This is a genomic window from Caulobacter sp. FG7 (genome assembly GCF_057808875.1).
This window is the reverse complement of the sequence record NZ_JBMDIW010000016.1, coordinates 18496-45494: the sequence shown is the minus strand read 5'-3', so window position 1 is coordinate 45494 and position 26999 is coordinate 18496. Positions and strand designations below refer to the sequence as shown.

At 70.2% G+C, this 26999-nt stretch carries 24 protein-coding genes; 18 read left to right on the top strand and 6 right to left on the bottom strand.

The features are described from left to right. Window positions 1–41: 41 nt before the first annotated feature. Entirely contained in the window at window positions 42–1502 is a 1461-nt protein-coding gene (locus tag ACODR1_RS14515) for a catalase (protein WP_488881078.1), read from the bottom strand. 177 nt (window positions 1503–1679) lie between these two features. Between ACODR1_RS14515 and ubiA the strand changes: the two genes are divergently transcribed. After that, a complete protein-coding gene (ubiA, locus tag ACODR1_RS14510; protein ID WP_488881077.1) occupies window positions 1680–2606 on the top strand; it encodes a 4-hydroxybenzoate octaprenyltransferase in 927 nt (308 codons plus the stop codon). 121 nt (window positions 2607–2727) lie between these two features. Here the strand turns inward: ubiA and ACODR1_RS14505 are convergent, their stop codons facing one another. Continuing rightward, window positions 2728–3069: a lysozyme inhibitor LprI family protein gene (locus ACODR1_RS14505; protein ID WP_488881076.1), complete on the bottom strand. Its 342-nt coding sequence runs from the start codon at window positions 3067–3069 to the stop codon at window positions 2728–2730. 74 nt (window positions 3070–3143) lie between these two features. On the opposite strand from ACODR1_RS14505, the gene ACODR1_RS14500 reads away from it, so the two are divergent. From ACODR1_RS14500 to ACODR1_RS14485, 4 genes are all read left to right on the top strand, one after another. Continuing rightward, window positions 3144–4094, top strand: a complete 951-nt coding sequence (locus ACODR1_RS14500; protein ID WP_488881075.1) for a fatty acid desaturase family protein — start codon at window positions 3144–3146, stop codon at window positions 4092–4094. 144 nt (window positions 4095–4238) lie between these two features. Further along, window positions 4239–4898 (top strand): class I SAM-dependent methyltransferase, encoded by a 660-nt coding sequence (locus tag ACODR1_RS14495; protein ID WP_488881074.1) that lies wholly within the window; start codon window positions 4239–4241, stop codon window positions 4896–4898. Between the two features lie 43 nt (window positions 4899–4941). Further along, entirely contained in the window at window positions 4942–5295 is a 354-nt protein-coding gene (locus ACODR1_RS14490) for a VOC family protein (protein WP_488881073.1), read from the top strand. A 388-nt stretch (window positions 5296–5683) separates the two neighbouring features. Continuing rightward, complete coding sequence (locus ACODR1_RS14485; protein ID WP_488881072.1) at window positions 5684–7468, top strand: ABC transporter ATP-binding protein; 1785 nt, start codon at window positions 5684–5686, stop codon at window positions 7466–7468. On the opposite strand, the gene ACODR1_RS14480 is transcribed toward ACODR1_RS14485, so the two are convergent. Further along, entirely contained in the window at window positions 7465–9201 is a 1737-nt protein-coding gene (locus ACODR1_RS14480) for a DUF4153 domain-containing protein (protein ID WP_488881071.1), read from the bottom strand. The genes ACODR1_RS14485 and ACODR1_RS14480 overlap by 4 nt on opposite strands. Before the next feature lie 206 nt (window positions 9202–9407). Here ACODR1_RS14480 and ACODR1_RS14475 point away from each other — a divergent pair, with 206 nt between their 5' ends. The 3 genes from ACODR1_RS14475 (at window position 9408) to ACODR1_RS14465 (ending at window position 13621) form a co-directional block, all read left to right on the top strand. After that, window positions 9408–10943, top strand: a complete 1536-nt coding sequence (locus ACODR1_RS14475; protein WP_488881070.1) for a UbiD family decarboxylase — start codon at window positions 9408–9410, stop codon at window positions 10941–10943. A 28-nt stretch (window positions 10944–10971) separates the two neighbouring features. Further along, complete coding sequence (locus ACODR1_RS14470; protein WP_488881069.1) at window positions 10972–11583, top strand: hypothetical protein; 612 nt, start codon at window positions 10972–10974, stop codon at window positions 11581–11583. A 214-nt stretch (window positions 11584–11797) separates the two neighbouring features. Then, the gene (locus ACODR1_RS14465; protein WP_488881068.1) at window positions 11798–13621 is read left to right on the top strand and encodes a M14 family metallopeptidase; all 1824 of its coding nucleotides are present in this window, start codon (window positions 11798–11800) and stop codon (window positions 13619–13621) included. 79 nt (window positions 13622–13700) lie between these two features. On the opposite strand, the gene ACODR1_RS14460 is transcribed toward ACODR1_RS14465, so the two are convergent. Beyond that, window positions 13701–14663 (bottom strand): LysR substrate-binding domain-containing protein, encoded by a 963-nt coding sequence (locus ACODR1_RS14460; RefSeq protein WP_488881067.1) that lies wholly within the window; start codon window positions 14661–14663, stop codon window positions 13701–13703. A gap of 75 nt (window positions 14664–14738) precedes the next feature. On the opposite strand from ACODR1_RS14460, the gene ACODR1_RS14455 reads away from it, so the two are divergent. From ACODR1_RS14455 to ACODR1_RS14435, 5 genes are all read left to right on the top strand, one after another. After that, on the top strand, window positions 14739–15455 hold the full coding sequence (locus ACODR1_RS14455; protein WP_488881066.1) for an SDR family oxidoreductase: 717 nt from the start codon (window positions 14739–14741) through the stop codon (window positions 15453–15455). A gap of 105 nt (window positions 15456–15560) precedes the next feature. Next, on the top strand, window positions 15561–15962 hold the full coding sequence (locus ACODR1_RS14450) for an MAPEG family protein (protein WP_101711010.1): 402 nt from the start codon (window positions 15561–15563) through the stop codon (window positions 15960–15962). Between the two features lie 49 nt (window positions 15963–16011). Next, the gene (locus ACODR1_RS14445; protein ID WP_488881065.1) at window positions 16012–17343 is read left to right on the top strand and encodes a TldD/PmbA family protein; all 1332 of its coding nucleotides are present in this window, start codon (window positions 16012–16014) and stop codon (window positions 17341–17343) included. Further along, the gene (locus ACODR1_RS14440; RefSeq protein ID WP_488881064.1) at window positions 17343–18122 is read left to right on the top strand and encodes a 3'(2'),5'-bisphosphate nucleotidase CysQ; all 780 of its coding nucleotides are present in this window, start codon (window positions 17343–17345) and stop codon (window positions 18120–18122) included. Before ACODR1_RS14445 ends, ACODR1_RS14440 begins: the two co-directional genes overlap by 1 nt. Before the next feature lie 29 nt (window positions 18123–18151). Further along, complete coding sequence (locus ACODR1_RS14435; protein WP_101716954.1) at window positions 18152–18376, top strand: DUF4170 domain-containing protein; 225 nt, start codon at window positions 18152–18154, stop codon at window positions 18374–18376. A 99-nt stretch (window positions 18377–18475) separates the two neighbouring features. Here the strand turns inward: ACODR1_RS14435 and ACODR1_RS14430 are convergent, their stop codons facing one another. Then, on the bottom strand, window positions 18476–19141 hold the full coding sequence (locus tag ACODR1_RS14430) for a fused DSP-PTPase phosphatase/NAD kinase-like protein (protein WP_058349681.1): 666 nt from the start codon (window positions 19139–19141) through the stop codon (window positions 18476–18478). Window positions 19142–19270: 129 nt separating this feature from the next. Between ACODR1_RS14430 and ACODR1_RS14425 the strand changes: the two genes are divergently transcribed. The 5 genes from ACODR1_RS14425 to lpxK all read left to right on the top strand — a co-directional run bounded on the left by ACODR1_RS14425 (window position 19271) and on the right by lpxK (window position 25279). Then, on the top strand, window positions 19271–21085 hold the full coding sequence (locus ACODR1_RS14425) for an ABC transporter ATP-binding protein (protein ID WP_488881063.1): 1815 nt from the start codon (window positions 19271–19273) through the stop codon (window positions 21083–21085). Further along, a complete protein-coding gene (locus ACODR1_RS14420; protein ID WP_488881062.1) occupies window positions 21082–21786 on the top strand; it encodes a lysophospholipid acyltransferase family protein in 705 nt (234 codons plus the stop codon). Before ACODR1_RS14425 ends, ACODR1_RS14420 begins: the two co-directional genes overlap by 4 nt. Window positions 21787–21957: 171 nt before the next feature. Beyond that, window positions 21958–22998: a cation diffusion facilitator family transporter gene (locus ACODR1_RS14415; protein ID WP_488881061.1), complete on the top strand. Its 1041-nt coding sequence runs from the start codon at window positions 21958–21960 to the stop codon at window positions 22996–22998. Between the two features lie 2 nt (window positions 22999–23000). After that, window positions 23001–24275: a 3-deoxy-D-manno-octulosonic acid transferase gene (locus ACODR1_RS14410; RefSeq protein ID WP_488881148.1), complete on the top strand. Its 1275-nt coding sequence runs from the start codon at window positions 23001–23003 to the stop codon at window positions 24273–24275. Beyond that, the gene (gene lpxK / locus ACODR1_RS14405) at window positions 24272–25279 is read left to right on the top strand and encodes a tetraacyldisaccharide 4'-kinase (RefSeq protein ID WP_488881060.1); all 1008 of its coding nucleotides are present in this window, start codon (window positions 24272–24274) and stop codon (window positions 25277–25279) included. Before ACODR1_RS14410 ends, lpxK begins: the two co-directional genes overlap by 4 nt. A gap of 201 nt (window positions 25280–25480) precedes the next feature. On the opposite strand, the gene ACODR1_RS14400 is transcribed toward lpxK, so the two are convergent. Then, window positions 25481–26779, bottom strand: a complete 1299-nt coding sequence (locus ACODR1_RS14400; RefSeq protein WP_488881059.1) for a metal-dependent hydrolase family protein — start codon at window positions 26777–26779, stop codon at window positions 25481–25483. Window positions 26780–26999 lie beyond the last annotated feature (220 nt).

The window sequence follows — 26999 nt, the reverse complement described above, 5'->3', positions numbered from 1 at the left end:
CTGGGCGGGTGGCGGTCCTCCTCGGGCCGCCGAGCGAGCGTTTACTCGGCGGCGATGGGGGCCGCGTCGAACGCGATCCCCAGTCTCGAAGCGACGCCCGCGGCATAGGCCGGGTCGGCGCGGTGGAAGTGGACCAGCTGGCGACGCACGATCGCTTCGGGCACGCCCTGCATGGCGGCGGCGATATTGCCGAACAGCGCCGCCTGCTGGGCCGGGCTCATCAGCCGGAAGAGAGCGCCCGGCTGGGCGTAGTCGTCATTGCCGGCCCGGTGATCGAAGCGATCGGCGTCGCCGTAGAGCGGCAGCGGCGGTTCGGCCACGGATGGATCCTGCACCGGCCCGCCGAAGCTGCTGGGCTCGTACCAGGCCTGCGTCCGCTTCGGCGCATCGAAGCGCATGGCGCCGTCGGCGTGGTAGTGGTTCACCGGGCAGCGCGGACGATTGACCGGCAGGGCCTCGTAGTGCGTGCCCACCCGGTAGCGGTGCGCGTCGGCATAGGCGAACAGCCGCCCCTGCAGCACCTTGTCGGGCGAGAAGCCGATGCCGGGCACGATGTTCGATGGCGAGAACGAGCTCTGCTCGACCTCGGCGAAATAGTTGTCCGGGTTGCGGTTCAGCTCCAGCACGCCGACCTCGATCAGCGGGAAGTCGGCATGCGGCCACACCTTGGTCAGGTCGAACGGGTCGAAGGCCGTCTCGCGCGCCTGAGCCTCGGTCATGATCTGCACCTTCAGGGTCCAGCGTGGGTAGTCGCCGCCCTCGATGGCCTCGAACAGGTCGCGCTGGGCGCTCTCGCGGTCGCCCGCGATCACCGCATTGCCCTCGTCATTGGTCCAGGTGCGGATCCCCTGCTGGGACTTGAAGTGGAACTTCACCCACACCCGCTCATTGGCGGCGTTGACGAAGCTGTAGGTGTGGCTGCCGAAGCCGTGCATGTGGCGATAGCCCTGCGGCAGGCCGCGATCCGAGAACAGGATCGTCACCTGGTGCAGGCTCTCGGGGCTCAGGCTCCAGAAATCCCACATCGCCGTGGGCGAGCGCAGGTTCGACACCGGGTGGCGCTTCTGGGTGCGGATGAAGTCGGGGAACTTCAGCGGGTCGCGGATGAAGAACACCGGGGTGTTGTTGCCCACCAGGTCCCAGTTGCCCTCTTCGGTATAGACCTTCAAGGCGAAGCCGCGCACGTCGCGCTCGGCGTCGGCCGCGCCGCGCTCGCCGGCCACGGTGGAAAAGCGCAGCAGCACTTCGGACGTCGCGCCCGGCTGCAGCGCCTTGGCCTTGGTGTAGCGGCTGATGTCGTGGGTGATGGTCAGCGTGCCGTAGGCCGCCGAGCCCTTGGCGTGGACCACGCGCTCGGGAATGCGCTCGCGGTTCTGGTGCGCCAGCTTCTCGATCAGCTGGTAGTCCTGCATCAGCAGAGGGCCACGCGGGCCGGCCGACAGGCTGTTCTGGTTGTCCGCGACGGGCGCGCCGGCCGTGGTGGTCAGGATGGTCTTGATCATGTCGCCCTCGTCGAATTCCTTGACGCCACTGTCGCGGGCGGCGTTCGATAAATCCAACTGATCGTTTTTCTCGGCAGGATCGGAAAATCCTATCGAACGGTAGCGCGGACGATCACGCGCTTCTTGGAAGGACTCATCGGCTCGACCCGGAAGGCGCGGCGGTTTAAGCCAAGCCGCATGACCGCCATCCTGCCCGACGCCGCCGCCGCCAACTGGGTCGACCGCTACGCACCCGTGTCCTTGCGCCCGTGGCTGAAGCTGGGGCGGTTCGACCGTCCGGCCGGCATCTGGCTCTTGATGCTGCCCGGCTGGCAGGGCATCGCCCTGGCCGCGGCCGAGAAGGGCCAGTTGCCCAATCCCTGGCTGCTGATCGCCTTCTTCGTCGGAGCGGCGCTGATGCGAGCGGCCGGCTGCGCCTTCAACGACATCGTCGACCGCGACTTCGACGCCCAGGTGGCCCGCACCGCCCTGCGCCCGATCCCAGCCGGCCTGATCACCGTCAAACAGGCCTGGCTGTTCCTGGTGGGATGCAGCCTGACCAGCTTCCTGATCCTGATCTGCCTGGGCTGGGTCGCCATCGGCCTGGGCGTGGCCTCGCTGCTGCTGGTGGCCGGCTATCCGTTCATGAAGCGCATCACCTGGTGGCCGCAGGCCTGGCTGGGCCTGACCTTCAACTGGGGCGCCCTACTGGGCTACGCCGCCGCCACCCACACCCTGTCGTGGTCGGCCGCCCTGCTCTACGCCTCGGGCATCTTCTGGACCCTGGGCTACGACACGATCTACGCCATCCAGGACATCGAGGACGACGCCCTGGCCGGGGTAAAGTCGTCGACCCGCCGCCTCGGCGCCAAGGTCCGCGAGGGCGTGGCGGTGTTCTACGTCCTGGCCTTCGTGCTGGCGCTGGCCGCCGCCTGGGTCGGGGGCCTGGGGCCGCTGTTCCTGCCGCTGCTGGGCCTCTTTGGCCTGCACCTGTCGCGCCAGGCCGTGGCCGTGCGCGTCGACGACGGCCCCGGCGCGCTGAAGATCTTCAAGTCCAACGCCCAGGCCGGCGCGATCCTGGTCCTGGCCCTGGTGGCCGGCCTGTGGAGCCCGGCGGGGTTCTGAGAAGACCCCCTCAGTCGCTCCGCGACAGCTCCCCCAGAGGGGGAGCATCTTTTCGGGCTCGGCGTGAACCAGATCCTCCCCCTCTGGGGGAGGTGGCCCGGAGGGCCGGAGGGGGATCTCCCTAGAACGGCCCAGCCCGATAGATCCGCTCCATCGACCGTTCCAGTTCGCCCAGCCGGCGGTCATAGGCCCGGTTCAGGCAGCCGCGGTTGGCCTTGCAGCCCGCGCGATCGTTCAGCCAGGCCTGCTGGCCGTCCATCAGCGCGCCGCGCGCGCCCATGCCCATGGTGCGTTTGTTGATGTCGTAGAGAACGGCCATCCGCACGTCCTTGTTGTCGAGCCCCCGATCCGCGCAGATCGCCCGCTCGTCGGCCCGCCGGGCCTTGGCGCAGTCGAAGCTGGCCGCGTGGGCGCCTCCGGCGAGACCAAGCGAGACAAGGGCGACGGCGACGAGCAAGCGCATGAAAACTCTCCGGAAACAGGCCTGACCTAACGGCATTCTGTCGGCCAGAACCTGAATGTGCGATGATCCGTTCCATGGCCGTCGCCGCTCGCATCAAGCCGCAGGAGCTGTTCGCGCCCGAGGAATGGGCTCGCCTGTCGGCGCGCTCGTCCTGGCGCGGGATCGCCATGGTCGCCCATGCCTGGGGGGTGATCCTGGCCGCCGGCGCCCTCTTCGTGATCTGGCCCAATCCCCTGACCTACATCCTCGCGGTGATGCTGATCGGCGCGCGGCAGCTGGGCCTGGCGATCTTGATGCACGAGGCCGCGCATGGGGGACTGCACCCCAACCTCAAGCTCAACGACTGGCTGGGCGAGTGGCTGTGCGCCGCGCCCCTGGGCGCTTCGCTCAGCAGCTATCGCCCCTATCACCTGACCCACCACAAGTTCGCCCAGCAGGCGGAAGACCCCGACCTCGTCCTGTCGGCGCCGTTCCCGACCACCCGCGCCTCGCTGCGCCGCAAGATCATCCGCGACCTGACCGGCCAGACCTTCTTCAAGCAGCGGCTGGGACCGATCATCGCCGGCTTGAAGAAACGCAGCCACGGCCAGGCCCCGGGCACGATCTTCGCCCGCGCGGCGGCGGGCCAGAAGCGGTTCCTGCTGACCAACCTGGCCATGCTCGTGGTGCTCAGCGCCGCCGGCCTGTGGTGGGCCTGGCTGGCGCTCTGGATCGTGCCGATGGCCACCTGGTTCCCGCTGGTCACCCGCCTGCGCAACATCGCCGAGCACGCCCTGGTGGCCAAGGACGAGCCCGACCCCTTCCGCCACGCCCGCACCACCCGCGCCAACTGGCTCGAACGCGCGCTCGTCGCCCCCTACCACGTCAACTTCCACGCCGAGCACCACCTGTTCATGCACGTGCCCTGCTGGAACCTGCCGCGCGCGCATCGGCTGCTGCGGGAGAAGGGGCTGACGGACGGCATGCTGACCGCGCCGGGCTATCTGACGGTGCTGAAGGCGGCGTCGGGCAAGGTGGCGGCGTAGACCCCCTCCGGCCCTCCGGGCCACCTCCCCCAGAGGGGGAGGATCTAGAGGCGCCGCACCAAGAAGATGCTCCCCCTCTGGGGGAGCTGTCGGCGAAGCCGACTGAGGGGGTCTCGCGCGGCGCAAAGCGGCTATAACCGCCCCATGATCGTCCAGACCCTGGAAGGCCGCCGGGCCTTCATCGCCGACAACACCCGCCTGCTGCCCACCCCGCACGCGCCCGAACTGGTGCTGCACCTGGCCGACGAGATCACGCCGCTGTGGAAGCTGACGGAAGAGGCGCTGGAAGAGATCGGCCTGCCGCCGCCGTTCTGGGCCTTCGCCTGGGCCGGCGGCCAGGCCCTGGCGCGCTACGTGCTGGATCACCCGGAGATCGTGCGCGGCAAGACCGTGATCGACTTCGCCACCGGTTCAGGCATCGTCGCGGTGGCGGCCATGAAGGCAGGCGCCAAGAGCGTTCTGGCCGCCGACATCGACGTCTTCTGCGAGGCGGCCGTGGCCATGAACGCCGCGGCCAACGGCGTCGAGATCGCCTTCACCGACGCCAACCTGCTGGACGCCCCGCCGCCGCCGGCCGACGTGCTGCTGGCCGGCGACATCTGCTACGAGGGCCCGATGGCGGCGGCCGTCATGGCCTGGCTGGGGAAGGGCCGCGCGGCCGGCGCCACGGTGCTGGTCGGCGACCCCGGCCGCACCTACTTTCCCAAGGACGGCCTGGAAAAGCTGGCCGAATACCAGGTGCCGACCACCCGCGAGCTGGAAGACCTGGCGATCAAGCGCACCAGCGTCTGGACTCTGCCTTGAGCAGAAACTAGAACACAATAGGAACAAATCGAGGAGCACGCTCATGCGCGAAGACGGCAAGATCGACTACATCGAATGGGCGGGCGGCGAGCTGCCGGCGACCAAGGCCTTCTACGCCGCCGCCTTCGGCTGGAGCTTCACCGACTACGGCCCCGGCTACACCGCCTTCGAGGGCCAGGGCGCCGACGGCGGCTTCGTGGGCGACGTCACCGAAGAGCCGGCCAAGCCGCTGGTCATCCTCTACGCCAACGACCTCGAAGCCATGGAGGCCAAGGTCACGGCCGCCGGCGGCGTGATCGTCAAGCCGATCTTCGAGTTCCCCGGCGGCCGCCGCTTCCACTTCATCGACCCGGCCGGCAACGAACTCGCCGTCTGGAGCGCTGCCGGGTTCGAGTAACCCCCTCAGTCGCTTCGCGACAGCTCCCCAGAGGGGGAGCATCTGGCGCGAAGATCCTCCCCCTCTGGGGGAGGTGGCCCGAAGGGCCGGAGGGGGGCCGTTTTCAGCTTGCAAGGCGGCAGGCGGTCATCACTTCCCCACCCATCGCTTCGCGATCGCCTCCCTGCTCCTCCCCCGTGAAACGGGGGAGGTGGCGCGGCGCTATCAGCGCCGTGACGGAGGGGGCGACCGCACGCGCCGAACCCAGTCACGCCCCCTCCACCGCTTCGCGGTCCCCCTCCCCCGCACGCGGGGGGAGGAGCTAGTTTCCGCATCCCCCGCCAATTCCCGGCAGCAGCCTGTCGGCAGGACGTTCCTTATCGGTCTCAACAGGCCTATCTAGCCGCCCATGAGCGATTTCGACGATGAAGACGAGACCACCGGCAAGCGCCGGGCGCTGTCCAACGGCCAGGTGCTGGGCTTCCTGGCGCGGTTCTGGCTGCGCCGGAAGACGATCTTCGCCGCCGGCGTCAGCCTGACCCTCGTGGCGGTGGCCTTCGACCTGGCCCTGCCCTGGGCCTCTGGCAAGCTGATCGACGTGGTCGCCGCCGGCCACAAGGACCAGGCCTGGGGCGCCTGGGCGGCCTTCGTCGGCGTCTACCTGGCCTTCTCGCTGATCCGCAACGTCGCCCACCGGTTCTGGATTCCCCTGGCCGCCCGCAACATGGAGGAGATGACCAACGAGGGCTTCGCCCGCGTCCAGGCCTTCTCGTCCGACTGGCACGCCGACAGCTTCGCCGGCGCCACGGTGCGCAAGCTGACCCGCGCCATGTGGGGCTATGACAGCGTCACCGACGCCTTCACCATCTGGCTCGTGCCCAGCCTGATCGTGCTGGTCGGCCTGTCGGTGATGATGCTGGTGCGACAGCCGCTGGCCGGCGCCATCTCGCTGGTCGTGGTGGTGCTGTACCTGGCGGTGAACCTGTGGATCACCGAGCGCTATGTCCGCCCGTCCAACCTGAAGTCCAACGCTCTCGACTCCGCCATCGGCGGAGCCCTGGCCGACGCCGTGACCTCCAACCCCACGGTGAAGGCCTTCGGCGCCGAGGCCCGCGAGACCGAGCGCCTGGCTGAGGTCACCGCCGCCTGGCGCGACGCGGTGATGGTCACCTGGAACCGCTTCACCGACGTCTGGCTGGGCCAGAACCTGCTGCTAGTCGTGCTGCAGGCGGGGCTGTCGGGCGCCATGGTCTGGGCTTGGCTGCAAGGCCAGGCCGGCCCCGGCGACGTCGCCTTCGCCATCACCGCCTTCCTGCTGATGAGCGGCTATCTGCGCAACATGGGCGAGAACATCCGCATGCTGCAGAAGGGCCTGGACGACAGCGAGGACGCCGCCGCCTGGGCCACGCTGGCCCCGCAGATCGCCGACCAGGCGGGCGCGCCCGACTTCGCGCCCGGCCCCGGCGAGATCGCCTTCCAGGGCGTGACCTTCGCCTATCGCAACGCCGGCGCGCCGCTGTACGACCGCTTCTCGCTGGATATCGCGCCGGGCGAGAAGGTCGCCCTGGTCGGCCCGACGGGCTCGGGCAAGTCGACCTTCGTCAAGCTGATCCAGCGCCTGCACGACCTGCAGGGCGGGCGGATCCTGATCGACGGCCAGGACGTGGCCCGGGTGACGCAAGGCAGCTTGCGCCGCGCCATCGCCGTGGTGCCGCAGGACCCGGCCCTGTTCCACCGGTCCCTGCTCGACAACATCGCCTACGGCCGCCCCGACGCGACCTTCGACCAGGTGGTGGAGGCGGCCAAGAAGGCCCGCGCCCATGACTTCATCCTGAAGCTTCCGCACGGCTACGACACCCTGGTCGGCGAGCGCGGCATCAAGCTTTCGGGCGGCGAGCGCCAGCGCGTGGCCATCGCCCGCGCCTTCCTGACGGACGCCCCGATCCTGGTGCTGGACGAGGCCACCTCGTCGCTCGACGTCGAGACCGAGGCCCTGGTGCAGGAAGCCGCCGAAGCCCTGATGCAGGGCCGCACGACGATCGTCATCGCCCACCGCCTGTCGACCGTGCGCGGCGCCGACCGCATCCTGGTGTTCCAGAACGGCCGCGTCGTCGAGGAAGGCCGCCACGCCGACCTCAAGGCCGCCGGCGGGGTCTATGCCCGGCTGAACGCGGTCAGCGAGGGAGCGGCTTAACGCTGCTTGCCGCAGGAGGCCAACGGATCAATGCGCATCCGTTGGCCGCCGACGACAAGGTCCTGGGCCGGCGGCGACGGCGCGACATGGATGTCGCCCGCCTCCAGTTCCTTGTTGATATCGCCGCAGAAGGGCTTGGTCTGGGCGGTTCTCGACCAGGAGCCTGCGGTGTCGACTTTATAGATGTCGAAGACGTTGCCGGATGACAGCAGCACCTCGGCGACGCCGTCGCCATCGATATCGGCGAGCACTGCCCGGCATTCCAGGAAGCCGGCAAGGCAATCAGGCTCCGCACTAATGTCCCAGAGCTGATCGACGAAGCTTTTGGGCAGGACCTGGCCCTTGGGATAGACCTTGGTCTTCTTGTAGCGGTCCGGCGCGGGGGTGCGGTCGATCCTGTAGGGTCGGCTTTCGAGCTTGGCCGTGAAGGTCGCCCTGGCCCGGATGACCGGATTGGGGTCGCGTTGCAGGCCCTCCAGCGCCTTGACGCCGAAGCGGCCGCCGTCGAACCGCAGGGCGACGTAGTCGAACGCCTCGGCCTTGACCTTGCCGCCGCGCAGTCGCGCGACCTGGTCGTTCACAGACAGCCGGCGCGGATCGGCGATCGGCGTCACCAGGGCCAGCAGCACGGCGAGGACCACGAAGGCCATGCCGATATTGACCGCCTCCAGGACCTTCATCCACGCGCCGGGCCGTACGGCCGCGACCGCGTAGCCCAGGGCATAGCCCGCCGCGACCAACACGCAGGCGGCGGCGATGATCCGGTCGGGGCTGAGCCCGTGCTGGCCGACGCGCAGGGAAAGGCCGTAGGCCGCCAGGACCGTGATCGGAACCAGCAGCAGTCCGGCCAGCCGCGCCGCCCATTTCAGGACGAGAGCGGTCGTCTCGGTTCCGTCCTGGTAAGCGGCGTTGGTCAGCAGCACGAGGAAGGCGGCGGCGACAAGCAGGCTGGCCGTGGCGCTGCGGGTCTTCCAAAGCGGCTCCAGCCCCGTGAACGGCAGGGTGAGCAGGAACGCCCCGGCGATCAGCACCATCAGCGGCAGCAGCCAGGCCAGAAGGGTCAGGGCCACGGTCCGCACCCCGCGCACCAGGCCCGCCCGCACGTCGGTCAGCTGCACGGCGGCGGCGAACATCGTGGTCGTGGCCGGAATGGCGAAGAGCTTGTTCTGGATGAGCGTCTCGATGGCCTCGACCCCGATCAGCTTGAACAGCACCGCCGCCAGCCACAGCAGCAGCCAGAAGGCGCCGGTGAAGCCGGCCGCCAGCACCAGCTGCACCCCGTGCTTCCAGGTGATGTCGAAATAGCTGGCGAAGCGGGCGATCACTCGCCGCTCGATGTCGGCCGGCTCGACCAGGTGGTGGCCGATGAACACCAGGGCCGCCGCGCCCAGCACACTGAGCGGACCCATGCCGTTGACGCCCGTGGCGGCCGGATCGCCGCTCCAGACGCCATAGGCCCCGATCCCGGCGGCCAGCACCACGACCACCGCCTTCCACGCCGCCAGGGCGGGCAAGCGCATCGTCGACAGTCCGGCCAGCACCACGAAAGGCGTGAACAGGAAAGCCAGCAGGAAGGCCGCATAGATCATCGGCTGACCGTCGGGCCAGAACTTCAGTTCGTCGGCCCGGTACAGCCAATACAGCAGCAGGCCCTGGACCAGGCCGACGGCCAGCCGCAGGACGGTCGTCCGGCGGACGGCGCGCGGATCGGCTTCGACGGAAAGGTCGGTCATCGTCGGCTCCTGCTATCCTAGAGGCGGCAGAGATCACGCCTCGCGCGCGGCGCCTAGGCCGAAGCCTGGCCTCCATCCTTTCTCCACACCCGCTCGACGTTTCCTCGACGCCCCTCTCGCCCTGCCCTCCCGCCGCCTTGCCCTCTCGCCTTGCTCTGGCGCGCCCCCGCCCCTAGGTTCCGCGCCGTTCCAGGAGTTTCCCGCCCATGGCCTACCGCTCGCTTCGCGAATTCATCGACGTGTTGGAGGCCCAGGGCGAGCTGGTGCGGGTCAAGGAGCCGGTCTCGTCCGTGCTCGAGATGACCGAGATCCAGACCCGCCTGTTGGCGACCGGCGGCCCGGCGGTGCTGTTCGAGCACGTGCTGCTGCCCGACGGGTCACGCTCGGCGATGCCGGCCCTGGCCAACCTGTTCGGCACGGTCAAGCGGGTGGCGATGGGCGTGACGCTGGGCGGCGAGCCGCGCACCACCGCCGGCGAACTGCGCGAGGTGGGCGAGCTTCTGGCCTTCCTGCGCCAGCCCCAGCCGCCCAAGGGCTTGAAGGACGCCATCGACATGCTGCCGCTGGCCAAGACGGTGCTGTCGATGCGCCCCGGCACGGTGAAGAAGGCGCCGGTGCAGGAGGTCGTGCTGACCGGCGACCAGATCGATCTTGCCAAGCTGCCGGTGCAGACCTGCTGGCCGGGCGAGCCCGCGCCCCTGATCACCTGGGGCCTGGTGGTCACCAAGGGCCCCAGCGACGACCGCGAGGACGACTTCAACCTCGGCATCTATCGCATGCAGGTGCTGGGCAAGGACAAGGCGATCATGCGCTGGCTGGCCCACCGCGGCGGGGCCCAGCACTACGCCCGCCACAAGAAGGCCGGCAAGAAGGAGCCCCTGCCCTGCGCCGTCGTGCTGGGGGCCGATCCCGGCACGATCCTGGCCGCCGTGACGCCGGTGCCCGACACCTTGAGCGAATACCAGTTCGCCGGCCTGATGCGGGGCGCCAAGCTCGACCTCGTCCCGTGCAAGACCGTGCCGCTGATGGTCCCGGCCCAGGCCGAGATCGTGCTGGAGGGCCACGTCCTGCTCGACGAGTACGAGGACGAGGGCCCCTACGGCGACCACACCGGCTACTACAACAGCGTCGAGAAGTTCCCGGTCTTCCAGGTGACCGCCATCACCATGCGCAAGGACCCGATCTACCTGACCACCTTCACCGGCCGTCCGCCGGACGAGCCCTCGGTGCTGGGCGAGGCGCTGAACGAGGTGTTCATCCCGCTGATCCGCCAGCAGTTCCCTGAGATCGTCGACTTCTGGCTGCCGCCCGAGGGCTGCTCCTACCGCATCGCCGTGGTGTCGATGAAGAAGGCCTATCCGGGCCACGCCAAGCGGGTGATGCTGGGCGTGTGGAGCTACCTGCGCCAGTTCATGTATACCAAGTGGGTGATCGTCGTGGACCACGACATCGACGCCCGCGACTGGAAGGACGTGATGTGGGCGATCAGCACCAAGATGGACCCCGCCCGGGACATCACGGTGATCGAGCACACGCCTATCGACTATCTCGACTTCGCCAGTCCGGTGAGCGGCCTGGGCTCGAAGATTGGCCTCGACGCCACCGACAAGTGGGAGCCCGAGACCAATCGCGAGTGGGGCGAGGAGATCCGCATGGACCAGTCGGTGATCGACGCGGTCAGCGAGAAGTGGTCACGCCTGGGCCTGCCGGGCGAAGGCAAGCCGATCTGGAAGGGCAAGTAGTCCGCAGCGTCTGAAATCGGGGGATTTCGTGGACCCATTCGAGTTCTTCTTCAGCTTCTACGGCCTGCTGCTCGGCTTTTCGGTGGCCGAACTGGTGGGCGGCTTCGCGCGCCTGCTGCACGAGCGGCGTAGCGTGCGGTTCGGTTACCTGACGCCGCTGCTGGCTCTGTTCGTGGCCATCGACATCGCCAGCTTCTGGAACCAGGCCTGGGTGATCTTCCGCCCTGCGCCCTACAACTACGCCCTGCTGATCGTCGGCCTGGTGGTGGCCAGCACCTTCTATGTCGCCGCCACCCAGGTGTTCCCGCGCGAACTGAAGCCGGGCGAGGACCTCGACGACCACTTCTGGACCCGCAAGCGCCTGGTTCTGCTCAGCGTCATGGGGGCCAACCTGCTGATCGTGGTCCTGTTCCTGGGCCTGGTGACCCTGAACGGCGAAATCGCGCGGCTGCGGCTGGGCCCGGGCTTCTGGGTGGGCACGCCGCTGTTCATGGGGCTGACGCTGCTGGCGGCCCTGAACCGCAAGCGGCTGGTGGTGGCGAGCGCCCTGGCGATCCTGCTGGCCTATCAGGCCTGGCAGATCTTCGGCTCGGCCAAGGCGCTGGTCGACAAGGGCGGCTGGTCGCTGTTCGGCGGCTGACGCGGCGCGTGGCCCTCGCCCTTCGACAGGCTCAGGGTGAGGACCATCTTCGAACGCCGGGCAGCAGAAAAGCCTCATCCTGAGCCTGTCGAAGCATGCCCTCGGGCGGGCCGCGCAGCGCGACCCGATGGGGACGAGGTTTTCGCCACGACGCCGCTTGTTGACAAGACTTGGCCCCTTGCCATCCCCACCTGGAGGCGCGACGACAGGGCCCATGCGCTCGACCGCTCTCCTCACCCTCGCCCTGCTTGCATTGGGAACGCCCGCCATGGCCCAGACCCCCGCCGCCAAAGCCCCCTGGGACCAGGCCTTCCTGCCCCCGGCCCCGCATTGGCAGGGCGCCAGCCAGGCGCTGATTCGCGACGCTTCGGATCCGTGGGTCACCGCCTTCGAGGCCGATCCGGGCCACGACTTCTCGCCCAACTACGTCGACACCCGCGCCTGGTTCGACAGGCTGGATAAGGCCAGCAAGCTGGTCCGCGTCGAGGACTTCGGCGTCTCGCCCGAAGGCCGGCCGATCTTCGCGGTGATCGCCAGCAAGGACGGCGACAAGCTGGATCCGAAGAAGCCCCTGCTGCTCGTGCAGTGCGGCATCCACCCGGGCGAGATCGACGGCAAGGACGCGGGCATGATGCTGCTGCGCGACATGGCCTTTCACGGCAAGGACGGCCTGCTCGACAAGGTCAACCTGGTGCTGATCCCGATCCTGTCAGTCGACGGCCACGAGCGCTCGGGCCCCTATTCGCGCCCCAACCAGCGCGGGCCGCGCATTCAGGGCTGGCGCAACACCGCCACCAACCAGAACCTCAACCGCGACTTCATGAAGCTCGACCAGCCCGAGATGCAGGCGCTGAAGCGGCTTCAGGCCAAGTACCACGCCGACCTTTACGTCGACGTCCACGTCACCGACGGCATGGATTACCAGTACGACGTCACCTACGGCTACAACGGCGAGGACGGGGTCTGGTCGCGCTCGCCGGCCACCGCCAAGTGGCTGGACGACGCCTTCAAGCCGGCGATGAACCAGAACCTGGAGGCCGAGGGCCATATCCCGGGCGAGCTGGTCTTCGGCATCGACGAGCGCAACCCCAAGGCCGGCCTGTCGGACGGGGGCTTAGGCGAGCGGTTCTCCAACGGCTGGGGCAGCGCCGCCCACGTGCCGACCATCCTGATCGAGAACCACAGCCTGAAACCCCACGCCCAGCGGGTGCTGGGGACCTATGTCTTCATCGAGACGGCGTTGAAGCTGCTGGCCCAGAAGGGCGACACCCTGCGCACGGCGATCGCCGCCGACAGCGCCCTGCGCCCGGCCACCATCCCGGCCAACTTCGTCGCCGACGACAAGCCGAGCGTGACCCGGGCCTTCAAGGGCATCCGCTACGAGACCTATGAGAGCGCCGCCTCGGGCAAGACCGAGATCCGCTGGCTGGGCGAGGCCGACCCCGAACTGTGGCAGCTGCCGTTCTACGGCTCGCATCCGACGCTGCATCTGGCGCGTCCCAAGGCCTATTGGGTGCCTAGCTACCGCGCCGACATGATCGAGCGGCTGAAGCTGCACGGGGTGAAGGTCGAAACGCTGGATGCGTCCAAGACCGTGCCGGTCGAGATGCTGCGCCTTGTCGAGCCCAAGCTCGCCCCGCGCGCCAACGAGGGCCACGTGCAGATGAGCGTCGAGCAGGTGACGACGGAAGCCCGTGACTGGACTTTCCCCAAGGGCTCGGTGCGGGTGTCGACCGACCAGCCGCTGGGCGACCTCGTCGTGCTGCTGCTCGAGCCGCAGTCGAGCGAGAGCGTCTTCGCCTGGGGCATGGTCCCCGAGGTGCTGAGCCGCGTGGAATATATCGAGCCCTACGCCATCGCCCCGCTGGCCGAGAAGATGATGGCCGCCGATCCGGCGCTGAAGGCGCAGTTCGAAGCCAAGCTGGCCGCCGAACCCAAGTTCGCCGCCGATCCCGACGCGCGCCTGGCCTGGTTCTACAGGCGCACGCCCTTCTACGACCAACGCCACCTGCTCTACCCGATCGCCCGGGAGAAGTGAGGAAAAGATCCTCCCCCTCTGGGGGAGGTGGCCCAGAGGGCCGGAGGGGGTAGCGCAGGCCTATGCCGAGCAGACCCCCTCAGTCGCTCCGCGACAGCTCCCCCAGAGGGGGAGCATCTGCCTCCCAGGGCCGCACCACCCCATATCGCTCGACCAGCGCATCCACCGCAGCCCGCAGCTTCGCGCTGGGATACGGCGTGCGGGGCCAGACGAGGTTGACCGGCAGGGGGCTGTCGAAGACGCTGTCGAGCACCGTCTCCAGCCGCCCGGCCGCCAGATCCTCGGCGACCAGCCAGCGGGGGACCATGGCGATCCCCGCGCCGGCCAGCGCGGCCTGCGCCAGCATCTGCGCATCCGCCAGCCGCACGCGGCCGTCGACCACCAGGCTGCGCGGCGCGCCGTCCGTGTCGACATGGGGCCAGGGCGTGGGACGGCCGTCGCGAGCCTCGACCAGGCAGTCGTAAGCGGCGAGGTCATCGATGGTTCCGGGCCGTCCGCGCGCGTCGAGATAGGCCGGGGTGGCGCAGACCACCCGCCGCTGCGCGCCCAGTGACCGGGCCACCAGGCCGGCGCGGTCGTCCAGCGCACCGATGCGCACCGCCAGGTCGACGCCCTCGCCGGTCAGGTCGACCGGCCGCGCCTCGAAGCTCGCCTCCAGTCGCAGGGCGGGCCAGCGGGCCAGCAGGTCCAGCAGCACCGGCATGACGAAGGCCCGGCCCAGCAGCGGCGGCAGGGCCACGCGCAGCAGGCCCGACGGCTCGCCCCGCCCCTGCTTCAGCTCGGCCTCGGCCTGGGCCAGGCCCGCCAGGGCCGCCACACAGCGGGCGTGATAGAGGCGGCCGTCCTGCGTCAGGGCCGCGCTGCGGGTGGTGCGGGCCAGCAGGCGCACGCCCAGCCTGGCCTCCAGCCGCGCCACCGCCTTGCCCACCGCCGACGGCGACAACCCCAGCATCCGCGCGGCGGCGGCAAAGCCGCCATGCTCGGCCACGGCCACGAAGGCCCGCACGCCGCTGTATCCGTCGATGGAAGGGATCGAAGTCATTCCCGAACTGACGTCCGCAATGATCGGAATTCAAGTCGTTTCCGTCGCCGCCCGCCGCCGCCTAAGCCTTGGGCCATGCGATACGATGACAAGACCCTGGTGGTGATCGGCGGCGGCTCGGGGATCGGGCTGGCCACGGCGAAGGCCTTCGTCCAGGGGGGCGGGCAGGTCGTGATCGGCGGCCGATCCCTCGATCGCCTGGAGGCCGCGCGCGAACGCCTCGGCCCCAACGCCCGCGCGGCGGCGGTCGACCTCTTCGACCCCGCCTCGGTGGCCCGCTTCTTCGCGCTGGTCGACCGCATCGACCATCTGTTCACCCCGGCCGCCACCTACACGATCGCGCCCTTCGACCACCCTGACGAGGCGGCTCTGGCCTCGCCGTTCGACGGCAAGTTCTGGGGTCAGGTCCGCTGCGTGCGCGCCGCCGCGCCCAAGCTTTCACCCGACGGCTCGGTGGTGCTGATGTCCGGCGCCGCCAGCGCCCGGCCGCCGAAGGGCGCGGCCCTCTACGCGGCCGCCAACGGCGCCATCGAGGCCTTGGGGCGCGGCCTGGCGGTGGATCTGGCGCCCATCCGCGTCAATGTCATCGCCCCGGGCACGATCGACGGCGACCTCTGGGCCCGCCGCCCGCCCGAGGTCCGCGACGCCGCCTTCGCCGGCCAGGCCGCCGGCTCGCTGGCCGGACGCCCCGGCTCCGAAGCCGAGATCGCCCAGGCCGTGCTGTTCCTGCTGACCAACGGCTTCACCACGGGGACGACCCTGTTCGCGGACGGCGGCTACAGCCTGCGGTAACCCCAGGCGCCCACCCAGAGCCAAGCTTCCGTCACGTCACCAGTTGCCATCGGCGTACAACCCAGGGCCTTATGCGGCCCCGCTTTCTGTACGAAGGGTCCGTCGATGGACGTTTCCGCTTCCGGCCATGCCGCCGCCCTGTGGGCCGGCCTGCATGTCTTCCTGCTGCTGGTGCTGTCGCTGCTGGTCGTTCGCGGCCGCCAGAAGCACAAGGTGGCGCTGGGCGACGGCGGCGTGCCCGAGCTCGCCCAGGCCGTGCGGGCTTTCGGCAACGCCAGCGAATACGTGCCCACGGGCCTGGGCGTCCTGGCCGTGCTGGCCGTCGTCGGCGCGCCGGCCATCGCCATCCACGGCGTGGGCCTTGTGCTGTTCGCCGGCCGCCTGATCCACGCCGTGGGCCTGTCGCGCAGCGGCGGCGCCTCGGTGCCGCGCGCCATCGGCATGATCTGCACCTGGCTGGCCTACGTCTTCGGCGGCGTGATCCTGCTGTTCTACGCCATTCCCTAAAACCGGAGGGGGCGCTTGCCCCGCCCCTCCCGCCTCGCCATAAGACGCCATGGACGAAAACCTGTTGCATGACGTCGTCGCCGCCGCGCGCAAGGCCGGGGCCGACGCCGCCGAGGCCGTGTTCGCCGAGCGCCAGTCCCTTTCGGTGGGCGTACGCCTGGGCGAGCTGGAGGAAGTCGAGCGCGAGGAGGCCAAGGATCTTGGCCTGCGCGTCTTCGTCGGCCGCCGCAGCGCCACCGTCTCCGGCTCGGACGTCAGCCCCGAGGCCCGCGCCAAGCTGGTCGAGCGCGCCGTCGCCATGGCCCGCCTGGCCCCCGAGGATCCCTATGCCGGCTTCGCGCCGAAGGACCGCCTGGCCAAGGGCCCGTTCCCCGACCTCGACCTGATCGACACCTACGAGCCCTCGGCCGAGACCCTGGAAGACCAGGCCCGCGCCGCCGAGGCCGGCGCCCGTGGCGTCGCGGGCGTGACCAATTCCGACGGCGGCTCGTCCAGCTGGAGCTCGACCGTCTGGCGCCTGGTCACCAGCGACGGCTTTTCGGGCCAGCACGCGGCCACGGGCTTTGGCATTTCCGCCTCGGCCATCGCCGGCGAGGGCGCTGGCATGGAGCGCGGCGGCGAGGGCCGTTCGGTGCGGCACGCGCAGGACCTGCCCTCCCCCGAGGCCATCGGCGCCAAGGCCGGCCAGCAGGCCGTCTCGCGCCTGGGCGCGCGCAAGATCGGCTCGACCACCGCCCCGGTGATCTTCGAGAACCGCCTGGCCATGTCGCTGATCAGCCCGCTGGTCGGCGCCATCTCCGGCCCGGCCATCGCCCGCGGCACCTCGTTCCTGAAGGACAAGCTGCACACGAGGATCTTCGCCGCCGGGGTGCAGCTGACCGACGACCCGCACCGGGTGCGCGGCCTGGGCTCGGCCCCGTTCGACGACGAGGGCGTGACCACCGTGCGCCGCGCCCTGATCGACGACGGCGTGCTGACCACCTGGCTGCTCAACAGCGCCAGCGCCCGCCAGCTGGGCCTCGAGACCACCGGCCACGCCTCGCGCGGCTCGGCCGGGGCGCCGGGCGTGTCGACCCACAACCTGACCCTGGAGCCGGGCGAGCTGGATCTCGCCGGCCTGATGGGCCAGGCCAAGGACGGCCTGTTCATCACCTCGATGTTCGGCCCCTCGCTGAACGGCAACACCGGCGACTGGTCGGTGGGCTGCTCGGGCTTCTGGTTCGAGAACGGCCAGATCGCCTATCCGGTCACCGAGATCACCGTGGCCGGCAACCTGATCGACATCTACGGCCGGCTGGTCGTGGGGTCGGACCTGGAGCTGCGCGGCGCCAGCAACAGCCCGTCGCTGCTGGTCGACGCCCTGGCGATCGCGGGCAAATGATGAGCGACCTCGACCTGATCCTCGACGCGGCCCGCGAGGCCGGGGCCCTGGCCCTGGCGGCCCGGGCCAAGGGCGTGAAGATCTGGTCGAAGGAGGGCGGCTCGCCGGTCACCGACGCCGACCTGGCGGTCGACGCCCTGCTGAAGGAGCGGCTGGGCGCGGCCCGGCCCGATTACGGCTGGCTGTCGGAGGAGACGGTCGACGACCCGGCCCGCCTGGCCACCGCCCGCCAGTTCGTGGTCGACCCGATCGACGGCACCGTCGCCTTCATGAAGGACAAGCCCTGGTTCGCCGTCTCGGTGGCCGTGGTCGAGAACGGCCGGCCGATCGCCGGCGTCGTCCATGCGCCCGCCCTGGACGAGACCTATGCGGCCACGGTTGGCGGCGGCGCGACCCTGAACGGCCAGGCCCTGGCCCCAAGCCTCTCCACTACGCTGGACGGCGCGGCCATGCTGGGCGACGCCAAGATGTTCGCTCACCCGGCCTGGCCCACCCCGTGGCCGGCCATGCGGGTCGAAGCCCGCAACTCGATCGCCTACCGCATCTGCCTGGTGGCGGCCGGCGCCTTCGACGCGGCGATCGCCCTGACCCCCAAGAGCGAGTGGGACCTGGCCGCCGCCGACCTGATCTGCGGCGAGGCCGGAGCGTTGCTTACCGATCACCTCGGCCGAAAATTCGCCTATAATCGGCCGAATCCGACGGTTCCGAGCCTGGTTTGCGCGAATAGGGCGCTTCACCCGTTGATCCTGTCACGCGTCGGGCATATCGACCTGCCATAATCAAAAACTCCGCAGGATCTTGCTCCCCCATGTCCGACAAGCAGCTTCTTCATATCGTGATCGGCGGCGAACTGAAGGATGTCGCCGGCACCGAATTCCGCGACCTCTCGAAGGTCGAATTCGTCGGCGCCTATCCGACCTACAACGACGCCCACGCCGCCTGGAAGGCCAAGGCCCAGGCCACCGTCGACAACGCCCACGCGCGCTACTTCATCATCCACGCCCACAAGCTGCTGGACCCGAGCGCGGCTTAAGCCCCCTCAGTCGCTACGCGACAGCTCCCCCAGAGGGGGAGCATCTTTCGGCGTAGATCCTCCCCCTCTGGGGGAGGTGGCCCGGAGGGCCGGAGGGGGTCATTCCCGCCGCAGCAGCTTGTCGGTCAGCACCTTGCCCAGCATGCCGGCGCGGAAGGTCTTCTTCATTTCCACCGGATCGTAGTCGTCGCTGTCGACCCACTGGGTGAAGGTCAGGCCCTTGGGGGCGCCCTTCTCCAGGTACTGGTCGAAGGTGTAGTCGAGCACCCCGGTGTTGCCCTCCTTGATGTGGAGGTAGCGGCCCGACAGCTGCTTCTTGGCCTCCTCGATCGGCAGGCCCAGGCGGTAGTGGGCGTAGAGCACGCTCATGATGCCCGCGCGGTCGGCCCCCGACTTGCAGTGGATCAGGGCCGGATATTCGATCGTCTCGAACAGTTCCTTGGCGCCGTGCACCCGCTGGCGGATCGGCACCTCGCGCGAGGTGATCACGAAGTCGACCATCTTGATGCCCAGGCGCTCGCAGGCGTCCTTCTCCAGCGCGTAGAAGCTGCCGTCGAAGCCGCCGCGCAGGTTCACCACCGTCTTGATGCCCTGCTTCTTCCACCAGGCCAGCTGGAACGGCCAGGGCTGGTTGGTGCGCACCAGTTCAGGGCTGATCCAGTGGGCGTTGGTGAAGCCCACGCGCAGATAGGCGTGGTCGTTCCACAGGAAGTGGAGATAGGTCTTAAAGCGCCCCCAGCGCGTGGAAAGGTCGAAACCGGCCAAGTGGCGATCCTCTGAAAACGCGCCTAGATAGGGCCCACAGGGGATTATTGCAAAACCCCGTGTCGTTTGCCGCTGCACTGCGGCGCCGGCGTCCTTGACAGCCCCCCTCTGAAATCCGACCCCTCGCCCATGACAGACGCCGCCGAGACCGAGATGACCAACCGCGCCCTGGCCGCGCGGGTCTGGCGCGACTACCTGCGGCCGCGCTGGAAGGGGTTCGTGGTCTCGGTCGTCTGCGCCGCCGTCGTCGCCGGCCTGACCGCGCTCCTGCTGTGGCTGGTCGGCCCGGCGGTGGACAAGCTGATCACCCATCCGACGCGCCAGGCGATCTGGACGATCCCGCTGGCGATCGCCTGCATCGCCGTGGTCCGCGCCGTCTTCCAGGTGCTGCAGGCCCGGATCATCAACGGCATCGGCAACGGCATCGTCGGCGACGTGCAGGTCGGGCTGTTTCGCCGGCTGGTCCGCGCCGACCTGGCGCGGCTGCGCGGCGCGCATTCGGGCTCTTACGTCGCCTCGGTGCTCTATGACGCCGGCCTGATCCGCGAGGCCTCGACCACGGGCGTCGTGAACTACGTGCGCGAGAGCCTGGTGGTGATCGGCGCCATCGGCACGATGTTCTGGTACGACCCGATCCTGACCGGCGCGGTGCTGCTGATCGCACCGGTGGTCAGCATGATCACCCGCCGCTTCTCCAAGAAGACCACCAAGGCCGCCAAGGGCGCCATGGGCGAGACCTCGAACCTGTCGACGGCGATCATGGAAAGCCTGGACGGCATCAAGATCGTCAAGATCGAGAACCGCGAGGCCGACGAGGAGGCCCGGGTCGGCGAGGTCATCGCCCGCCGCCAGAAGCACCTGGTCAAGGGCAGCAACGCCAAGTCGATGGCCGCCCCGGCCACCGAGGCCTTCACGACGATCATCGTCGCCCTGGTGCTGCTCTACACCGGCTGGCGCGCCATGACCGGCGGCATCACCGCCGGCGACTTCACCGCCTTCCTGGCCGCGCTGATGGCGGCCGGCCAATCGCTGCGCCAGGTGACCAACCTGCAGACGGTGATGGCCGAGGGCTTCACCGCCGCCCGCCGCCTGTTCGCCGCCCTCGACGTCACGGCCAGCATCGTCGATCCCGCCGACGCCCGCGCTCTCCCCCCCGGCGACGGCTCGGTCAGCCTCGAGCATGTGGACTTCGCCTACGGGGAAGGCGCGCCGGCCCTGTCGGACGTGTCGCTGCGGGTGCGCAAGGGCGAGACCGTGGCCCTGGTCGGCCCGTCGGGCGGCGGCAAGAGCTCGATCCTCAACCTGATCCCGCGCTTCTACGACGTCACCGGCGGAACGGTCAGCGTCGACGGCCATGACGTGCGCGCGGTGACACTGGCCTCCTTGCGCGACCGCATCGCCCTGGTGACGCAGGAGCCGTTCCTGTTCGACGACACCATTCGCGCCAACATCGCCTACGCCAAGCCCGGCGCGACCGACGCCGAGATCGAGGCCGCCGCCCGCCAGGCCGCCGCCCACGACTTCGTCAGCGCCCTGCCCGAGGGCTACGCCACCCGCGTCGGCGAGGCCGGGACGCGGCTGTCGGGCGGCCAGCGCCAGCGCATCGCCATCGCCCGCGCCTTCCTGAAGAACGCCCCGATCCTGCTGCTCGACGAGGCCACCAGCGCGCTGGACACCGAGAGCGAAGCCCTGGTGCAGGCGGCGCTGGAGCGGCTGATGGCCGGCCGCGCCACCATCCTGATCGCCCACCGGCTGTCGACCGTGAAGCACGCCGACCGCATCTACGTCATCGACAAGGGCCGCGTCGTCGAGACCGGAACCCATGCGGGCCTGGTGCGCGCCAAGGGGCTCTATTCCCGCCTGGCCAGGGCGCAGGACCTCGACCACGCCCCCGATCCCATTCCCGTCCCTCCCATTCCCGGCTCTGAGGAGACCGCCTCTTGAGGCCTCTGCGTTCCCCCCTGGTCATCAAGATCCTGTCCTCGATCTTCGCCGGCTATTCCAAGCTCGTCTTCATGACGCTGCGCATGACCGTCGAGGGCCAGGACCAGGCCGAGGCCGTCTGGGCCCAGGGCCGCACCAAGGGCGCGGGCGCGATCCTGTGCTTCTGGCACTCGCGTATCCCGATGTCGCCGCTCAGCTGGCCGCAGAGCCCGGCCCGCCAGGACATGCGCGCCCTGATCTCGCTGTCCAACGACGGCGAGTTCATCGCCCGCACTGTGGAGAAGCTCGGCTTCCCCGCGATCCGCGGCTCGTCGGCCAAGAAGACGGACCTGGCCAAGAACAAGCACGGCGAGCAGGCCTTCCGCGACATGGTCAAGTGGGTGAAGGACGGCGGCGGCATCGCCATCACCCCCGATGGTCCGCGCGGCCCGGCCGAGCACATGGAGAAGGGCACCCCGTCCCTGGCCCGCGTCACCGGCGCGCCGGTGATCTTCGTCGGCCTGGCCGCCAAGCCCTGCATCCGCCTGGGTTCGTGGGACCGCACGCTGATCCCCCTGCCCTTCGCCAAGGCCGCCATGGTCTGGGACGGCCCCACGGGCGCGGGCCGCGGCGACGACCCCGACACCCTGGCCGAGGACTGGGCCGACCGCCTTTCGGCCGTCACGCGGCGGGCCGAAGAGATCGTCGGGTTGGAGGACTAAAAATCCTCCCCCTCTGGGGGAGGCGTCGGCGAAGCCGACGGAGGGGGGCCGTTTTCAGCCTCCGCGGAGCCGGCCGACTTCTCCCCCCACCGATCGCTTCGCGATCGCCTCCTCCACGGGGAGAGGTTCTCGACGATTGATCCCCGCCCGCCTTGGTGGGATGTAGACCCCATGCCGCACGACCATCCGGGCCACGATCACGACCACGATCATCATGACCACGACCATGGTCATGAGCACGATCACGCCGATGGGCACGGCCACGGTCATGCGCATGGTCACGGTCACCACCATCACGGCCACGGCCACGGACATCACGGCCACAGCCACGCCCCCGCCGACTTCGGCCGCGCCTTCGCCATCGGTACGGCGCTGAACCTGGCCTTCGTGGCGGCCGAGGCCGCGGCCGGCTTCTTCACCGGCTCGCTGGCCCTGCTGGCCGACGCCGGCCACAATCTTTCGGACGTTCTGGGCCTGCTGCTGGCCTGGGGCGCGGCGGTGCTGGCCAAGCGCGCGCCCACGGGTCGGCGCACCTACGGCCTGCGCAAGGGCACCATCCTGGCCTCGCTGACCAACGCGGCCCTGCTGCTGGTGGCGGTCGGCGCCATCGCCTGGGAGGCCGTCCGCCGCTTCGCCGATCCGCAGCCGGTGCAGACCGGACCGGTGATGGTCGTCGCGGCCATCGGCATCGCCATCAACACCGCCACGGCCCTGATGTTCATGAAGGGCAGCAAGGACGACCTCAACGTCCGGGGCGCCTTCCTGCACATGGCCGCCGACGCCGCCGTCTCGGCCGGCGTGGTGATCGCGGCCCTGGCCATGTGGGCCACCGGCTGGCTGTGGCTGGATCCCGTGGTCAGCCTGGCCATCGTCGTGGTCATCGTGCTGGGCACCTGGGGCCTGCTGCGCGACTCGCTGGACCTGGCCTTGGACGCGGCTCCCCGCGGCATCGATCCCAGGGCCGTCGCCGACTGGCTGGCCGCCCAGCCGGGCGTGGCCGAGGTGCACGACCTGCACATCTGGGCCATGAGCACCACCGAGACGGCGATGACCGCCCATCTGGTGCGCCCCGACGAGGTCGACCACGACCAGTTCCTGCACGACGTCTGCGGCCAGCTTTCCAAGCGCTTCAACATCGGCCACTCGACCATCCAGATCGAGCGCGGCGGCCACGCCCACCCCTGCGCCCTCGCCGCCGAAGGCAGCGTGTGAGCCTGCCCTTCTCCCTGGCGCTGTACCGCGCCGCGACCACGGCCCTGACGCCGGTCGCGCCGGCCCTGCTGCGCAAGCGCGCGGCCAAGGGCAAGGAGGATCCCACCCGCCTCAACGAGCGCCTGGGCCGCCCCGCAATCCCGCGCCCGCCCGGCGTGCTCATCTGGCTGCACGGCGCCAGCGTCGGTGAAAGCCTGTCGATCCTGCCGCTGGTCGAACGCCTGCGCGCCGAGCGGCCCGACGCCAGCGTGCTGGTCACCTCCGGCACCGTCACCTCCGCCGAGCTCCTGGCCAAGCGCCTGCCGCCGGGCGCCATCCACCAGTACCTGCCGATCGATACGCCCAGCGGCGCGGCCCGCTTCCTCGACCACTGGCGGCCGGACCTGGCCGTCTTCGTCGAGAGCGAGCTGTGGCCCAACCTGCTGCTCGGCGCGAAGGCGCGGGGGACGAAGCTGGCCCTCGTCTCGGCCAAGCTGTCGGACAAGAGCTACCGCAGCTGGCAGGCCCGGCCGCTGGCGGCGGCCTGGCTGTTCGCGGGCTTCGATCTGATCCTGGCCCAGGACGGCCGCGCCGCCGACCGCTTCGCCAGCCTGGGCGGGACCGTGGCCGGCGAGGCCGACCTGAAGTTCGGCTCGCCGCCCCTGCCCGTGGACGAGGCGGAATACGCCCGCCTGCGCTTCCAGCTGGACGACCGGCCGCTGCTGCTGGCCGCGAGCACCCATCCCGGCGAGGACGAGATCGTGCTCGACGCCGTGGCCGGCTTCCACCTGGCCCCGCGGCTGGTGATCGTTCCGCGCCACCCCGCGCGCGGCGAGGCGATCCTGGAGATGGCCAGGGTCCGCGGTCTCGAGGCCGTGCGCCGCAGCCAGGCCCCGGGCGCCGTGGCCGAGGTGATCGTCGCCGACACCCTGGGCGAGATGGGCCTGTGGTGCCGCCTGGCCGACCTGGCGCTCGTCTGCGGCAGCCTGGTTCCCGGCATCGGCGGCCACAATCCGCTGGAGCCGGCGCGGCTGGACTGTCCTATCGTCTCGGGCCCCCACGTCGAGAACTGGCTGACCGCCTATGCCGACCTGGCCGCCGTCGAGGGCTGCGCCCATGCCGACGCCTCGGTGCTGGGCCAGCGCCTGTCGGCCATGCTGGAGACGCCCGAGCGCCTGAAGGCCCAGGCCGCCCGCGCCAAGGCCTTCGTCGAGGCCCGAGACGCCGCCGCGCGGGCCGGCCTGTCGCGCATCCTCGAACTCGCGCCGCCCAACCTTGAGCAAGGGGTTTCCGCATGAAGCTCTCGACCCCCCGCTGGTGGTATCGCCGCGAAGGCGGCCCCGCGCCGCTGACCCGCGCCCTGCTGACCCCGCTGTCGTGGATCTGGGCCGGCGCCACCGCCCGCCGCATCGCCAAGGCTACCCCAGCCGATCCGGGCGCGCCGGTGATCTGCGTCGGCAACCTCACGGCCGGCGGCGTCGGCAAGACCCCGATCGTGCGCGAGCTTCTGCTGGTGTTGAACAATGGCGGCGTGGCGGCCCATGGCCTGTCGCGCGGCTATGGCGGCTCGCTGAAGGGTCCGCTGCGGGTCGATCCCTCCCGCCACAAGGCCGGCGAGGTCGGCGACGAGCCGCTGATGCTGGCCCAGGACTTCCCGATCTGGATCTCGCGCGACCGCGTGGCCGGCGCGACCGCCGCCGCGGCCGCCGGCGCCCAGGTCATCGTCATGGACGACGGCCACCAGAACCCGGATCTGGCCAAGACCCTGTCGCTGGTGGTGGTCGACGGCGAGACCCGCGACGACGAATGGCCGTTCGGCGACGGCCGGGTGTTCCCCGCCGGCCCGATGCGCGAGCCGCTGGCCGTGGGCCTGGCCCGCGCCGACGGGGTGATCGTGCTGCTGCCGGCCGACCTGCCGCAGGCCGATCCGCAGCTCCTGGCCCTGCTGGCCTCCAAGCCCGTGCTGATCGCCCGGCTGGAGCCGGCCGCCCCGCCGCCGGGCGGGCCGCAGGTCGGCTTCGCCGGCGTCGGCAAGCCGTGGAAGGTCGAGCGCGCCCTGCAGGCCGCCGGCTGCGACCTCGTCGACTTCGCCCCCTTCCCCGACCACGGAACCTACAGCGAAGACACCCTGCGGGGCCTGGCCGAACGCGCCCGCGACCTGGGCGCCAGCCTGATCACGACGGAAAAGGACTGGATCCGCCTGCCGCCGGCCTGGCGCGAACGCGTCGCCGCCTGGCCCGTGCGGGCGCGGTTCGAGGATGAGGAAGCGCTGGCGCGGGTGCTGGCGGGGGTCAGCGCATAGGGGACCTCCCCCTGTGGGGGAGGCGATCGCATAGCGATCGGTGGGGGAGAGACGCCCAAGATCCTCCCCCTGAAGGGGGAGGTGTCGGCGAAGCCGGCGGAGGGGGAAGTCATTGCTGACTTCCAACCCTCGCGGCAGCTGAAAACGTCCCCCCTCCGGCCCTTCGGGCCACCTCCCCCACAGGGGGAGGATCTTCGCCCCTTACTTCACGACCACCCCGCCCTTGACCACCGTCTCCACCTTCTGGAGCACCGACACGTCGGCCAGCGGGTCGCCCGACACGGCCACCAGGTCGGCCGCCTTGCCCGGAGCCAGCGAACCGACCTCGGCCGAGATGCCCAGGTGGTCGGCGGCGTTGACGGTGGCGGCGCGGATGGCGTCCAGGGGCGACAGGCCCGCGCGGTTCAGCAGCACGAACTCGTAGGCGTTGTCGCCGTGGGCGCTGACGCCGCTGTCGGTGCCGAAGGCGATCTTGACGCCGCCGGCGTTGGCGCGGCGGGCCATGTCCAGCATCTTGGGGCCAGCTTCCAGGGCCTTGGCGGTCTGGGCCGGCGTGAAGAAGTTGCCCGGGCTGGCGGCGATACGGGCCACGTAGTCGCCGGCCATCAGGGTCGGCACCAGATAGGCGCCGTTCTTCTTGAACAGGGCGATGCTGTCGTTGTCGAGATAGGTGCCGTGCTCGATGGAGTCGCCGCCGGCCTTGAGGAAGGCGTTGATGCCGTCCACCCCGTGGGCGTGGGAGGTGACGCGGCGGCCCATGCGGTGGGCGCTCTCGACGATGGCGGCCAGCTCGCCGTCGGAGAACTGCTGGGAGAGGCCCGCGGCGGTGTTGGACAGCACCCCGCCCGTGGCGGTGATCTTGATGATGTCGGCGCCGCGCCAGACCTGCTCGCGCACCGCGCGGCGGCAGTCGTCGGGGCCCGAGCACACCGATTCCGGCCGCAGCACGTGCATGACCTCCTCGCTGTAGCCGTTGACGTCGCCGTGGCCGCCGTGGATCGACACCGCCGAGCCGGCGGCGATGATCCGCGGGCCCACCACGTCGCCGCGCTTGATGCCGGCGCGCAGGGCGAAGATGGCGGCGTTGTCGGCCCCCAGGTCGGCGACGGTGGTGAAGCCGGCCATCAGGGTCTTGCGGGCGTAGCCGGCCCCGACCATGGCCTGGTCGGCCGACGACTGGGTCACCTCGTCGAGCCGCGAGGTCGGGCCCTGCTGGCCGGTCAGGTGCACGTGGCTGTCGATGAAGCCGGGCAGCACGAAGCGGTCCTTGAGGTCGACCACCACGCCGCCGGGCTCGGACACGTAGCCGTCGGCGATGCGCACCACCTTGCCATCCTGCAGCACCACCGTCTTGGCGGTCTCGACCTTGCCGCTGGCCGGGTCGGCCAGCAGCTTGCCGGCCTGGACGAAGGTCAGCGGACCCGCTGCCTGGGCGGCGGCGAACGACAGGGCGGCGGCCGCGACGCCGAGCGCGGCGGCGGCCAGGAAACGGATACGCATGAAGAGAGCCCCTCTGAACGATCTCGCCCCTCCCCAGGGGCGTTTGCGGCAGGATGGCGGGGTCAGGGCGAGGCTGTCACGCCATTTTATCCTCCCCCTGAAGGGGGAGGTGGCCCGGAGGGCCGGAGGGGGAAGTGTCTGATGACTCAGCGACGACCGCAGCCTCCGCAATCCCTTCCCCCTCAGTCGCTTCGCGACAGCTCCCCCTTCAGGGGGAGCA

Bases quoted from the DNA above. Each gene is read 5' to 3' on its own strand.
- ACODR1_RS14445 (WP_488881065.1), top strand. From the start codon at position 16,012: ATGGACGAAAACCTGTTGCATGACGTCGTCGCCGCCGCGCGCAAGGCC.
- ACODR1_RS14495 (WP_488881074.1), top strand. From the start codon at position 4,239: ATGATCGTCCAGACCCTGGAAGGCCGCCGGGCCTTCATCGCCGACAAC.
- ACODR1_RS14475 (WP_488881070.1), top strand. From the start codon at position 9,408: ATGGCCTACCGCTCGCTTCGCGAATTCATCGACGTGTTGGAGGCCCAG.
- ACODR1_RS14455 (WP_488881066.1), top strand. From the start codon at position 14,739: ATGCGATACGATGACAAGACCCTGGTGGTGATCGGCGGCGGCTCGGGG.
- ACODR1_RS14435 (WP_101716954.1), top strand. From the start codon at position 18,152: ATGTCCGACAAGCAGCTTCTTCATATCGTGATCGGCGGCGAACTGAAG.
- ACODR1_RS14505 (WP_488881076.1), bottom strand. From the start codon at position 3,069: ATGCGCTTGCTCGTCGCCGTCGCCCTTGTCTCGCTTGGTCTCGCCGGA.
- lpxK (WP_488881060.1), top strand. From the start codon at position 24,272: ATGAAGCTCTCGACCCCCCGCTGGTGGTATCGCCGCGAAGGCGGCCCC.
- ACODR1_RS14400 (WP_488881059.1), bottom strand. From the start codon at position 26,779: ATGCGTATCCGTTTCCTGGCCGCCGCCGCGCTCGGCGTCGCGGCCGCC.
- ACODR1_RS14515 (WP_488881078.1), bottom strand. From the start codon at position 1,502: ATGATCAAGACCATCCTGACCACCACGGCCGGCGCGCCCGTCGCGGAC.
- ACODR1_RS14460 (WP_488881067.1), bottom strand. From the start codon at position 14,663: ATGACTTCGATCCCTTCCATCGACGGATACAGCGGCGTGCGGGCCTTC.
- ACODR1_RS14490 (WP_488881073.1), top strand. From the start codon at position 4,942: ATGCGCGAAGACGGCAAGATCGACTACATCGAATGGGCGGGCGGCGAG.
- ACODR1_RS14440 (WP_488881064.1), top strand. From the start codon at position 17,343: ATGAGCGACCTCGACCTGATCCTCGACGCGGCCCGCGAGGCCGGGGCC.
- ubiA (WP_488881077.1), top strand. From the start codon at position 1,680: ATGACCGCCATCCTGCCCGACGCCGCCGCCGCCAACTGGGTCGACCGC.
- ACODR1_RS14465 (WP_488881068.1), top strand. From the start codon at position 11,798: ATGCGCTCGACCGCTCTCCTCACCCTCGCCCTGCTTGCATTGGGAACG.
- ACODR1_RS14485 (WP_488881072.1), top strand. From the start codon at position 5,684: ATGAGCGATTTCGACGATGAAGACGAGACCACCGGCAAGCGCCGGGCG.
- ACODR1_RS14450 (WP_101711010.1), top strand. From the start codon at position 15,561: ATGGACGTTTCCGCTTCCGGCCATGCCGCCGCCCTGTGGGCCGGCCTG.
- ACODR1_RS14425 (WP_488881063.1), top strand. From the start codon at position 19,271: ATGACAGACGCCGCCGAGACCGAGATGACCAACCGCGCCCTGGCCGCG.
- ACODR1_RS14480 (WP_488881071.1), bottom strand. From the start codon at position 9,201: ATGACCGACCTTTCCGTCGAAGCCGATCCGCGCGCCGTCCGCCGGACG.
- ACODR1_RS14415 (WP_488881061.1), top strand. From the start codon at position 21,958: ATGCCGCACGACCATCCGGGCCACGATCACGACCACGATCATCATGAC.
- ACODR1_RS14500 (WP_488881075.1), top strand. From the start codon at position 3,144: ATGGCCGTCGCCGCTCGCATCAAGCCGCAGGAGCTGTTCGCGCCCGAG.